This window comes from Coprococcus comes ATCC 27758 (genome assembly GCF_025149785.1).
Classification (GTDB): domain Bacteria; phylum Bacillota; class Clostridia; order Lachnospirales; family Lachnospiraceae; genus Allocoprococcus; species Allocoprococcus comes.
In genome coordinates this window covers 1,706,630-1,719,678 of the sequence record NZ_CP102277.1, presented here as the reverse complement: position 1 = coordinate 1,719,678, position 13,049 = coordinate 1,706,630, and the positions used below count along the sequence as shown (strand labels likewise).

Annotated in this window: 10 protein-coding genes; all 10 read left to right on the top strand. The window is 44.8% G+C overall.

Features of this window, described 5'->3' with window-relative positions:
- Positions 1–15 precede the first annotated feature (15 nt).
- On the top strand, positions 16–2,667 hold the full coding sequence (gene mutS / locus NQ556_RS08520) for a DNA mismatch repair protein MutS (protein WP_008370212.1): 2,652 nt from the start codon (positions 16–18) through the stop codon (positions 2,665–2,667).
- A 33-nt stretch (positions 2,668–2,700) separates the two neighbouring features.
- Entirely contained in the window at positions 2,701–4,821 is a 2,121-nt protein-coding gene (gene mutL, locus NQ556_RS08515; protein WP_022221002.1) for a DNA mismatch repair endonuclease MutL, read from the top strand.
- A gap of 9 nt (positions 4,822–4,830) precedes the next feature.
- Positions 4,831–5,796, top strand: a complete 966-nt coding sequence (gene miaA, locus NQ556_RS08510; RefSeq protein WP_008370216.1) for a tRNA (adenosine(37)-N6)-dimethylallyltransferase MiaA — start codon at positions 4,831–4,833, stop codon at positions 5,794–5,796.
- On the top strand, positions 5,796–7,091 hold the full coding sequence (locus tag NQ556_RS08505; RefSeq protein WP_008370218.1) for a methionine gamma-lyase family protein: 1,296 nt from the start codon (positions 5,796–5,798) through the stop codon (positions 7,089–7,091). The genes miaA and NQ556_RS08505 overlap by 1 nt, the downstream gene beginning before the upstream one ends.
- A gap of 1 nt (position 7,092) precedes the next feature.
- A complete protein-coding gene (locus NQ556_RS08500; protein WP_022221003.1) occupies positions 7,093–8,328 on the top strand; it encodes a BaiN/RdsA family NAD(P)/FAD-dependent oxidoreductase in 1,236 nt (411 codons plus the stop codon).
- A complete protein-coding gene (locus tag NQ556_RS08495; RefSeq protein ID WP_008370226.1) occupies positions 8,321–9,973 on the top strand; it encodes an NAD(P)/FAD-dependent oxidoreductase in 1,653 nt (550 codons plus the stop codon). The genes NQ556_RS08500 and NQ556_RS08495 overlap by 8 nt, the downstream gene beginning before the upstream one ends.
- A 105-nt stretch (positions 9,974–10,078) precedes the next feature.
- Entirely contained in the window at positions 10,079–10,339 is a 261-nt protein-coding gene (locus NQ556_RS08490) for a DUF4321 domain-containing protein (protein ID WP_008370229.1), read from the top strand.
- A 66-nt stretch (positions 10,340–10,405) separates the two neighbouring features.
- Positions 10,406–11,116 (top strand): RadC family protein, encoded by a 711-nt coding sequence (gene radC / locus NQ556_RS08485; protein ID WP_008370231.1) that lies wholly within the window; start codon positions 10,406–10,408, stop codon positions 11,114–11,116.
- Positions 11,117–11,137: 21 nt separating this feature from the next.
- A complete protein-coding gene (locus tag NQ556_RS08480) occupies positions 11,138–12,160 on the top strand; it encodes a rod shape-determining protein (protein ID WP_008370233.1) in 1,023 nt (340 codons plus the stop codon).
- Entirely contained in the window at positions 12,161–13,048 is an 888-nt protein-coding gene (gene mreC / locus NQ556_RS08475) for a rod shape-determining protein MreC (RefSeq protein WP_008370236.1), read from the top strand.
- Position 13,049: the final 1 nt, after the last annotated feature.

The window sequence follows — 13,049 nt, the reverse complement described above, 5'->3', positions numbered from 1 at the left end:
TAAGGAGATTTTGATATGAGTAATGAATTAACACCGATGATGAAGCAATATATGCAGACAAAAGAGGAATACAAGGATTGTATCCTTTTTTACCGCTTAGGAGATTTTTATGAAATGTTCTTCGACGATGCTCTCACAGCATCCAAAGAGCTGGAAATTACTCTGACTGGAAAGAATTGCGGACTGGAAGAACGGGCACCGATGTGCGGAATCCCGTACCATGCAGTTGACAGTTATCTGAACCGTCTGGTATCAAAAGGCTATAAGGTAGCAATCTGTGAGCAGGTAGAAGATCCGAAAACAGCAAAAGGAATTGTAAAACGGGAAGTTATCCGTGTAGTAACACCTGGAACCAACCTGGATACTCAGGGACTGGATGAAACAAAGAACAATTACATTATGTGTATTGTCTATATGGCAGACCGGTACGGACTTTCGGTTGCGGATGTTACAACCGGGGAATATCTGGTGACAGAACTGGATTCCCAGACAAAACTGATGGATGAGCTTTACAAATTTATGCCGTCTGAGATTGTCTGCAATGAAGCATTTTACATGAGTGGACTGGATTTGGATGATCTGAAAAACCGTCTGCATATGGCAATTTATTCACTGGAAGCATGGTATTTTGATGATGCACTCTGCCGGGAAACTTTGCAGGAACATTTTAAGGTGGCTTCTCTTGAAGGGATTGGACTTTCGGACTATGAATGTGGGATGATCGCGTCCGGTGCGCTTTTAAAGTATCTGGAAGAGACGCAGAAAAATTCCCTGTCTCATATGAGCCGTCTGACACGTTATGCAACGGGTAATTATATGGTTCTGGACAGTGCTACAAGGCGTAATCTGGAGTTGGTTGAGACTTTACGTGAAAAGCAGAAAAGAGGATCCCTTCTGTGGGTACTGGATAAGACAAAGACGGCAATGGGGGCGAGAACCCTTCGGAAATATGTAGAACAGCCGTTGATCGACAAGGAATCCATTGTCAAAAGGCTGGATGCAGTTGCGGAATTGAAGGACAATGCTATTTGCAGAGAAGAAATCCGGGAATATTTGAATCCGGTGTACGATCTGGAGCGTCTGGTTGGGAAAATCACCTATCAGTCAGCAAATCCAAGAGACCTGATTGCATTTCAGAGTTCCCTTTCCATGCTCCCGTCGGTAAAATGCATATTAAAGGATATGGAGAGTGACCTTTTAAAAGAAATTTATGAAGAACTGGATCCGCTGGAAGAACTTTGTGATCTGGTCGGACGGGCGATTCAGGAAGAACCGCCGCTTGCCATGAAAGAAGGCGGAATCATCAAAGACGGTTATAATGAAGAAGTGGATCGTCTTCGAAAAGCAAAATCCGAAGGAAAGAACTGGCTTGCTGATCTGGAGACCAAGGAACGGGAAAAGACCGGGATTAAAAACCTGCGGATCCGTTATAATAAAGTATTCGGTTATTATCTGGAAGTTACCAATTCGTTCAAAGATCTGGTTCCGGATTATTATACAAGAAAGCAGACCCTTGCCAATGCGGAGCGTTATATCATTCCAGAACTGAAAGAGCTGGAAGATACGATTCTGGGAGCAGAGGATAAACTCTGTGCACTGGAATATGAGCTTTACTGTGAGGTGAGAAATACTATCGCAGCAGAGTTGACCAGGATACAGAGAACAGCAAAGGCAGTTGCAAAGCTGGATGTGATAGCTTCGCTTGCACTGGTTGCCGAGCGCAACAACTATGTACGGCCAAAGATCAATGAAAAGGGCGTGATCGACATTCGTGATGGGCGACATCCGGTGGTGGAAAAGATGATCCCGAATGATATGTTTATTGCCAACGATACTTATCTGGATGATAAAAAACAGCGCATTTCCATCATTACCGGACCAAACATGGCTGGAAAATCCACTTATATGCGTCAGGCTGCGCTGATCGTACTGATGGCACAGCTGGGATCCTTTGTGCCGGCGTCTTCAGCAAATATTGGACTTGTGGACCGCATTTTTACCCGTGTGGGAGCGTCAGATGACCTGGCAAGCGGACAGAGCACTTTCATGGTGGAAATGAACGAAGTGGCAAATATTCTGCGAAACGCGACAAGCAAGAGCCTTCTGATCCTGGATGAGATTGGAAGAGGAACCAGTACCTTTGATGGATTGAGTATTGCTTGGGCGGTTGTCGAGTATATCAGCAACAGCAAACTTCTTGGGGCAAAGACCTTATTTGCAACCCACTATCATGAGCTTACCGAGCTGGAAGGCAAGATTAGCAATGTCAACAACTATTGTATTGCGGTCAAGGAAAAAGGTGATGATATCGTATTCCTGCGTAAGATCGTAAAGGGTGGAGCAGACAAGAGTTATGGTATCCAGGTCGCAAAGCTTGCAGGAGTGCCGGATCCGGTCATTAACCGCGCCAAAGAGATCGTAGAAGAGCTGGTGACAGCGGATATTACCGGAAAAGTAAAGAATATTGCGGTACAGGGAAGTGAGACGAAGAAAAAAACGCAGAAGAAGCTGGATGAGGTGGATCTGACACAGTTTTCTCTGTTTGATACCGTAAAAGATGATGATGTGTTAAATGAGTTAAAGGAACTGGATATCAGCCATATGACGCCAATGGATGCCATGAACAAACTGTATCAGCTGCAGAATAAGCTGCGGAACAGATGGTAGGCTGATCCATAAGAGAAAGGAAAGAAGAATCGAATGCCGCATATAGAATTGCTGGATCAGATTACAATTGATAAGATAGCAGCCGGGGAAGTGATTGAACGCCCGGCTTCTGTTGTGAAAGAGCTGGTGGAAAATGCGATTGACGCAGGATCTACAGCGGTGACTGTGGAGATTGAAGAGGGCGGGATTTCTCTGATACGAATTACGGATAATGGTTGTGGGATCGCGAAACAGGACGTGGAAAATGCATTTCTGCGCCATTCGACCAGCAAAATCCGCAGTGCAGAGGATCTGACACATTTGTCTTCTCTTGGGTTCCGCGGAGAAGCGTTGTCGAGTATTTCGGCAGTTGCAAGAGTGGAACTGATCACAAAGACAAGAGAAGACGTATTTGGGACAAAATATATCATAGAAGGCGGAAAAGGAAGAACGCCGGAGGAGACCGGAGCGCCGGATGGGACGACCTTTCTGGTGCGTCAGCTGTTTTTCAATACACCTGCCAGGCGCAAATTCCTGAAGACGCCGATGACAGAGGCAAGCCATATCAGTGATCTGCTGACCAGACTTGCCCTTTCCCATCCGGATATTTCCTTCCGGTTTATCAACAATGGACAGGTAAAGCTGCATACTTCCGGGAACGGGAAGATGAAAGATGTCATTTACCACATTTACGGACGGGAAATTGCGAACAATCTGATCCCACTGGAATTTGAAAAAGATGGTGTAAGGCTGTCCGGATATCTGGGAAAGCCAGTGATTAACCGTGGAAATCGAAATTTTGAAAATTATTTTGTCAACGGGCGTTATGTAAGGAACAGTATTCTTGCAAAAGCGATTGAAGATGGATACAAAGATTTTACGATGCAGCATCGTTATCCGTTTGTTGCATTCCAGATTGAGATCAATCCGGAAAAAATTGATGTAAATGTGCATCCATCCAAGATGGAACTTAGGTTCAGTAACCAGCAGGGGATTTACAATCTGCTTTATGAGGCGATCAGTAAGGGACTGCATGAGCCGGAGTTGATTCCGGAAGTGGAAATGTCTGAGATCAAAGTACCGGGAATGTCTGAAAAAAGACAGGAAAAGAAAACTGTTATAAGAGATGCGGGAAATCCATATCGAACAGATGGCACTTCACCTAAGATGCGAAAGAGTTCCGTTCAGGAGGGGGCAGAGCGAGCGGAATCCTGGTCGCAGTCAGAGATGCCGTCAGCAGAACTTCAGACACAGATAAGTACAGAAAAGACAGTCTCAACCGGTGACGAAAAGCTGGATTATTTTATGCAGAAGATGAGGGAGCGGGTTTATGCCAGTCATCTTACAGAAGCAAAAGAAGAGCAAGAGAAGAATATCGGTGCCAAAGAGTCAAAGATGGCTGCATTAGATGAAAATCCGGCTGTAGATATCCAGAATAAAGGAACAGAAAACAGAGCGTATTCTGATAAAAGTAAAGAAAAAACAGAGCGTGATCCAGAAAAAACAGAGTCAAATCTGTTTTTGAAGGATTTGAAAGCAAAAAAAGTAAAACAGTTAGATTTGTTTGAAGAGCAGATTTTAAAGAAAGAGGCAAGACAGGAATACCGGATCATCGGACAGGTTTTTGAAACCTACTGGCTGATCCAGTATCGTGACAGCCTCTATATTATAGACCAGCATGCTGCACATGAAAGAGTCCTTTATGAAAGGACCCTTGCAGGAATGAAGAAGAGAGAGTATACTTCACAATACTTGAGCCCACCGATCATCCTGAGCCTTTCTATGCAGGAGATTGATGTGTTGGAGACATTTAAAGACCGTTTTACGGCAATCGGGTTTGAAATTGAGCCATTTGGTGGTGACGAGTACGCAGTTCGCGCAATTCCGGATAATCTGTTTGGAATCGCCAAAAAGGAACTGCTTCTTGAAATGTTGGATTCTCTATCGGATGGGTTATCGACCAGTCTGGAACCAGAGCTGATTGATGAGAAGATTGCGTCCATGTCCTGCAAGGCGGCTGTCAAAGGAAATATGAAGCTGTCCTATGCAGAAATGGATGAACTGATCAATGAACTGTTGTCCCTGGATAATCCATATCATTGTCCACATGGCAGGCCAACGATCATTGCGATGACAAAGCGGGAACTGGAAAAGAAATTTAAGCGTATTGTGTAGGAGAAGAACATGACACAGAAGACAGAGAAGAAAAAGCCACTGATCATATTGACAGGCCCGACTGCTGTCGGAAAGACGGCTGCGTCGATTGGCCTTGCAAAAGCAATTGGAGGAGAGATCATTTCGGCGGATTCGATGCAGGTATACCGGCACATGGATATTGGTTCCGCGAAGATTTTGCCGGAAGAGATGAAAGGTGTGAAACATTATCTGATCGATGTGCTTAATCCGGAAGAGGAATTTAATGTAGCTGTTTTTCAGAAGATGGCAAAAGATGCAATGGTAGAGATCTATAAGAGAGGACGTATTCCGATTGTTGTAGGTGGCACGGGATTTTATATCCAGGCGCTTTTGTATGACATTGATTTTGAAAAGGGAGAAGAAAACACTGCCTATCGAAAGAAGCTGGAAACGTATGCAAAGGAGCATGGTGCGCAGGCACTCCATGACAGGCTACGGGAAGCGGATCCAAAGTCGGCAGATGCAATTCATGCAAATAATGTAAAACGGGTGATTCGTGCTCTGGAATATTATCATGAGACAGGAACAAAGATTTCCGAACATAATGAAGCAGAACGGGAGAAGGATTCCCCGTATCAGTTTGCGTATTTTGTTCTGAATGATGTGCGTAGCCGTTTGTATGAGCGGATTGATCGTCGTGTGGATTTGATGGTGGAGCAGGGGCTTGTAGATGAGGTGACTGCTTTAAAGACCAGAGGATGCACAAGGGAAATGATTTCAATGCAGGGACTTGGATATAAGGAAATTCTGGATTATCTGGATGGAAAGAATTCACTTGAAGAAGCGGTAACGATCCTGAAAAGGGATACCCGTCATTTTGCAAAACGTCAGTTGACCTGGTTCCGCAGAGAGCGGGATGTGAACTGGATCCAGAAAGAGGAATTCGGATACGATGAAGAGAAGATTTTGCAGGCAATGCTTGCGATACTGAAAGAAAAGGAGATTACAGACTAATGGATATCAGTCAGAAAATACAGAAATTATATGAACAGACCGGAATTTCACCGGAAGTTCATGACTTTGGAGAAAAAATTGAAAAATCACTGAAAGAACGTTTTGATAAGATCGATAAGATGGCAGAGTTGAACCAGCTGAAGGTCATTCATGCCATGCAGGAAGCAAGGGTGAATGCAGAATGCTTTAACTATGCATCTGGCTATGGATACAATGATTTCGGAAGAGATACGCTGGAAAAGGTGTATGCAAATGTCTTTCATACCGAAGATGCGCTGGTAAGACCACAGATTACCTGTGGAACCCATGCACTTGCTTTAACACTTTCTGCAAATTTAAGACCTGGTGATGAACTGCTTTCCATCGCAGGAAAGCCTTATGACACACTGGAAGAGGTCATTGGAATCCGCCCATCCACAGGTTCCCTTGCAGAATATGGAGTAATCTATAATCAGGTGGACCTGCTGCCGGACGGAAGCTTTGACTTTGATTCGATTGAAAAAGCGATTGGCGAGAAAACAAAGCTGATCACGATTCAGCGTTCCAAAGGATATCAGACAAGACCGAGTTTTTCTGTGGATCAAATTGGGGAAGCAATTGCATTTGTCAAGAAGATCAAACCGGAAGTCATCTGTATGGTGGATAACTGCTATGGTGAATTCGTAGAAGAAAAGGAGCCAAGTGATGTGGGTGCGGATCTGGTTGTCGGTTCCCTGATCAAGAATCCGGGCGGCGGACTTGCCCCGATCGGTGGCTATGTGGCTGGAAGAAAGGATCTGATCGAGCAGTGTGCTTACCGCCTTACTTCTCCTGGACTTGGAAAAGAAGTGGGTGCTTCACTTGGTGTGATGCAGTCGTTTTATCAGGGACTTTTCCTTGCACCGACTGTTGTTGCAGGTGCATTAAAAGGTGCTATTTTTGCGGCGAATGTATATGAAAAGCTTGGTTATGCAGTTGTACCGGACGGAAAAGAGGAACGCCACGATATCATTCAGGCGGTAACACTTGGAAGTGCGGAAGGTGTAATTGCATTCTGTCAGGGAATCCAGGCGGCAGCACCGGTTGACAGTTATGTAACACCGGAACCGTGGGCAATGCCGGGATATGACAGTGATGTGATTATGGCGGCAGGGGCATTTGTACAGGGATCGTCCATCGAACTGAGTGCAGATGGACCGATCAAAGAACCGTATGCAGTATATTTTCAGGGAGGTCTCACCTGGGCGCATGCAAAACTTGGTATTTTAATGTCTCTTCAGAAGTTATATGAAAAAGGAATTGTAAAGGAATTATAGAATGAAAAAAAGAGTCATCATCATCGGCGGCGGAGCAGCTGGCAGTATGGCTGCACATACGGCGGCGCAGAACGGCGCAGATGTACTGCTTCTGGAACAGAATGAAATAATTGGCAGAAAAATACTGTCGACGGGTAATGGCAGATGTAACTTTACCAATCGTTTTCAGGATTCATCCTGCTATCGAAGTGACAATAGCGGATTTGCATGGAAATCAATCGGAAAATTTTCTGAGCCTGAGACAACGTCTTTTTTTAAAAATCTTGGAATTTATCCGAAGGATAAAAATGGCTATCTGTATCCCTGGTCCGAGCAAGCCTCGGCAGTGAGGGAAGCGCTGGAGTCTGCGCTGAAACTGGCAAAGATCCGGATTCATACCGGAGTTCGCGTATTTGGGATCATACCAAAGAAAAATGGTTTTCAGATCAGTTTTTCAAAAGATGGGAAAAAAGGAATGATTTCCGGTGAGGCTGTGATCCTTGCGGCCGGATCAAAGGCAGCTGCAAAGCTAGGGAGTGACGGAAGTGGATATGACCTGGCAAAAATGCTGGGACATAAGCTGGTTCCGGTTGTCCCGGCTCTGGTACAGATCCGGTGCAGGGAAAAGCTGTACCGGCAAGTCGCAGGCGTTCGTACTCATGGAAAAGTAACGGTTTTTATCGATGGGACAGAAACGGCTTCTGATATCGGCGAGCTGCAGCTTACGGATTATGGTATTTCCGGGATTCCGGTCTTTCAGATCAGCCGTTATGCAGCGAGAGGTCTGTATGAAAAGAAAGAAGTTTTTGCAGAACTGGATTTTATGCCGGATTTTGGAGATGTAGAATTTTTGCAGATGTTAAAGGAACGGAAGATAAGGCTGGATGGTCTTGTGATGGAACAGTATTTTAATGGGTTATTCCACAAAAAGCTTGCCGGTGCGTTGCTTAAGAGAATTGGAATTTCAGGAACAATGCCGGTGCATGACCTTAGTGAAGAGAATCTGGAAAGACTTTGCCGGATCTGTAAGCATTTCCGTACTTATATTGATAAGACAAATCCGTTTGAACAGGCGCAGATCTGTGCGGGTGGTGTAGATACAAGCGAAATTGATCCGGACACGATGGAGTCGAAGCTTGTAAAAGGACTTTATTTTGCAGGAGAAATTCTGGATGTAGATGGAATCTGCGGAGGTTACAATCTGCAGTGGGCATGGACCAGTGGTTATCTGGCAGGGAAAGGAGCGGCAAATGCTTAGAATCAGTCAGCTGAAGCTTCCGGTTACGCATACGGAAGAGGATTTGAAGAAAAAGATTGTGCACACACTGATGTGCAGGACAGAAGCGGTACAGAGCTATGAGATTATCAAGCAGTCTCTGGATGCCAGAAAGAAGCCAGAGCTGTTCTATGTCTATACTGTGGATGTAAAAGCGGACAATGAAAAACAGCTTTTGAAGATGCTCACCCGAAAAAAGCGTGCAGGCAATGTGCAACTCCATGAAGCAATGCCATATGTTTTTCCGGCAGGAGGCAACGAAAAATTGAAGTCACGTCCGGTAGTTGTCGGATGCGGTCCTGCCGGACTTTTCTGTGCGTATTTTCTTGCAGAATATGGGTATCAGCCGGTTCTTCTGGAACAGGGGGCACCGGTGGAAGAACGACAGAAAGATGTTGAGGAGTTCTGGAAGACGGGGGTACTGAAACCGGATTCTAATGTGCAGTTTGGAGAAGGCGGAGCAGGGACGTTTTCAGACGGAAAACTAAATACACTGATCAAGGATCCGGTGGGGCGCAATCGTAAGGTGCTGGAGATTTTCGTGGAAAACGGAGCACCAAAAGACATTCTTTATGTGAATAAACCACACATTGGAACGGATATTCTACGGACTGTGATCAGAAATATGCGTGAGAAAATCCTTGTGTGGGGTGGTGAAATCCATTTCCATACACAGATGACAGAGGTCCTTTTTACAGAAAATACAAGGCGGATCAGAGGGATCGTATATGAAGATCTTCTGAAAAAAGAAAAAGAAGAAATACAGACGGAGACGCTGGTTCTGGCACCGGGACACAGTGCGCGGGAGACCTTTGCGATGCTCTTCGAGAAAAAGGTTCCGATGGAGGCAAAATCCTTTGCGGTTGGTGTACGTGCAGAACACCCGCAGGAGCTGATCAATCATTCCCAGTATGGGGATGCAAAGGCATCTCTTCCGGCAGCAGCCTATAAGCTGACTGCAAAACTGCCGGATGGAAGAGGTGTATATTCGTTCTGTATGTGTCCGGGAGGCTATGTGGTTAATGCGTCTTCGGAGGAGGGATATCTTGCGGTCAACGGAATGAGCTATCATGCCCGCGACAGCCACAATGCCAACAGCGCAATCGTTGTGACGGTTACACCGGAGGATTTTGAAAGCGACCATCCGCTTGCCGGAATTGCATTCCAGAGAAAACTGGAAAAGGCAGCTTACAAAGCAGGAAAAGGGAAAATTCCGGTACAGAGATACGGGGATTTTTACCGGAGTGTGACCGGAAAAGAAAAGGAAAAGACCGAAGCAGAAGTCTGGTATCAGGGACATGAGCCATGTATGAAGGGTGCGTATGAAGAGACAGACCTGGCGGGGATTTTTCCGGCAAAGATCAGTAGCGCGCTGGTGGATGGGATGGAAGATTTTAACAAGAAAATTCGAGGTTTTTCGCATCCTTTTTCCATTCTTTCCGGAGTGGAGAGCAGAACCTCTTCGCCGGTACGGATCGTAAGAGATAATCATTCGCTGGAAAGCGTGATTGGAGGACTTTATCCTTGCGGAGAGGGCGCAGGATATGCCGGCGGGATTACGTCGGCGGCAGCAGACGGTATTAAAATCGCAGAAAAAATTCGACAAAAATATGCACCGTTTTTATAGAAAACAGCTGTGTTAAGAAAAAAATAATATTTAAAAAGTCTATACACGTTTTTTAAAATATGCTAAAATGATACCAGTTTGTGATTCAAAAGAGGAGGAGTACAGATGAGAGGAGCCGGAAGTAAGAATGCCTGGGCGTTGTTTCTGCTGATTTTGGCAGGAATTGTTCTGGGTGGCTTTATCGGTGTGCTTGCAGAAGGGGTTCCAGCACTTAGCTGGCTTTCTTATGGACAGACTTTCGGGGTAGAGACACCGATTGTTTTGAACCTCGGACTTGTCGTTATTACGTTTGGTCTTACGATTAAGATCACGATCGCAAGCATTATTGGAGTGATTATCTCCATATTCATTTATCGTTTCTTATAGGATGTATAAAGCATCCCATATACAAGGGTGGAGAGTCTGGTGTGAATCAACAAATCCTGCAAAAGGATGAATCAAAAAAATACCATTCGAGAAATGTTATCAGAAGAGCGGCCATATGAAAAATGTGAACGCTTTGGGGCGGGCAGTTTAACAGATATTGAATTGCTCGCTGTTTTGTTAAGGACTGGAACAAAGGGAGAGAGTGCACTGGATCTTGCCAGGAAGCTTTTTTATCCCGGAGAAGGTACACAGCCACAAGCCAAAGCCCATCTTCAAAGCTGGACAAAAGAAGAACTGCTGAAAATCAGTGGAATCGGAAGAGTAAAGGCTATTCAGATCTTATGCCTTTGTGAACTTTCCAAGAGAATGTCCCAGCTTTCAGCCAGAGAAGATCTGGATTTTTCAAGACCGGATACAATTGCAGCATATTATATGGAAGATATGCGCTATTACAGGCAGGAGCATTTGAAACTGCTGATGCTGAATACGCGTTCCAGACTGATCGGAGAAAGCGAAATTTCGAGAGGGACAGTAAATATGTCCGTAATTTCCCCGAGAGAGCTTTTTATAGAGGCATTGCAAAAGAACGCAGTCTATATTATATTGTTGCACAATCATCCAAGTGGTGATCCGATGCCGAGCAGGGAAGATATTCTTGTGACACAGCGAATCCGGGAGGGCGGAAGCCTTCTTGGAATTGAACTTCTGGATCATATCATTATTGGTGATAACTGCTATGTATCACTCGCAGAGCAGAAGCTGCTTAAGGAAAAGTAGTATGGAAAGGAACTTTAGATTATGGCGCGAAATATTTACGGTCTTGATCTCGGGACTTATGAGATCAAGGTGTATGATAAAAAGCAGGACAGTACGTGGAAAGAGAAGAATGTAATTGCTATTGTGGACGGAAAAGAGATCTTGGCTGTCGGCGATGAAGCATATGCGATGTTCGAGAGAACACCGGGAAATATTGAAGTGGTGTTTCCGATGAAAGAAGGTGTAATCAGCAGATTTACGGATATGCAGTATCTTCTTCAGAATCTGCTGAAGAAAGAGCGCCGTTTTACAAGAGGATCAGAATATCTGATCGCAGTACCTACGGATGTCACAGAAGTTGAAAAACGGGCGTTTTTTGATCTGGTTGTTCATTCAACGGCGAAAGCAAAAGAAGTGAGTATTGTAGAACGCGGTGTTGCGCAGTGTATCGGAATGGGAATTGATGTCCGGAAGACAAAAGGGATGCTGATCGTTGATTTTGGTGCGGCTACAACCGAATTATCTGTAGTAGGTTCAGGTGGCATGGTACTTAATAAAATGCTTAAGATTGGTGGTATGACATTTGATGTGGCAGTTCAGAATATGGTCCGCCGGAATTATGATTTTCTGATCGGAAGACAGACAGCCGAGGCTCTCAGAAAACGTTTTGGAGTGCTTGGCGGAAACGGAAAAGCTTCCATGGTGGTTGCCGGACGTAATCTGGTTGTTGGTGTACCAAGATACCAGGAAATCCCAAGCAGTGCGGTACGGGCTGCGATGAAAGAATCTCTGGAAACCTGTACTTCGCAGATTGGTCAGTTGATTGAACGGACCCCACCGGAGGTAGCCCGTTCAATCAGAAAGAATGGAATCTGTCTGACGGGTGGTGTTTCCAGGCTACCGGGGCTTGACCGGTACATAGAAGCTGTGACTGGATATCCGGTGCATGTGGCTGCTAAGCCGGATCTGTGTGCAGTAGAAGGGCTGCGACGGATGATCAATTCAAAAGAACTTAAAAAACTTTCGTACTCAATGTTGGATGAAAATTATAGGTGGATAAGATAGATGAAAAGAAAGAATCAATTTTCAACATCAAATAAATACTGGTTGCTGATCCTTGCTATCATATGTATTGTATTGATGGGACTTTCCGGATTTGCAGAGTCCGGGAAAGGACCGCTTTCCTGGGCAGCAGGTTACACGATCGTGCCGATGCAGAAAGGAATCAACCGTGTCGGGATGTGGATCGGCGATGTTTCAGAGAATTTTGCAACACTTCAGGAAATAAAAAAAGAAAACAAAGAACTGAAATCCCGCCTGGAAGAGATGACGACTGAGAATAACCGATTGCAGCAGAATTCAGCAACGCTGGAAAGATATAAAGAACTATATAAGATGGATCAGAATACAGCGGATTATCCGAAAGTTGCTGCGAATGTAATCGCCAGCGAGAATAGCAACTGGTTTTCGAAATTTACGATTGATAAGGGAAGCAATGATGGGATCAGGGAAGATATGAATGTCCTATCTGGAACCGGACTGGTTGGGATCGTCACAGAAGTCGGACCGAACTGGGCAACAGTAAGTTCGATTATCGATGATAAAAATGTAAGTGCCATGATCCTGACAACCTTTGACAAATGTATTGTAAGCGGAGATCTGCAGACGGTGCAGGACGGACTTTTAAAATTTGAACAGCTTGCCAATAATGAAAATGAAGTGGCGGTCGGAGAACAGGTTGTAACATCGAATATCAGCAGCAAATATTTGCAGGGACTTCTGGTTGGATATATTTCAGAGGTAAATGTAGATTCCAATAACCTGACAAGATCCGGATATATCATTCCTGCTACGGATTTTAAGGAATTACAGGAAGTTCTTGTTATTACAACAACAAAGCAGGATCTGATCGATGGAAAAGGTGAAAGTGGAAGCGATAACGGAGGCGAATAGA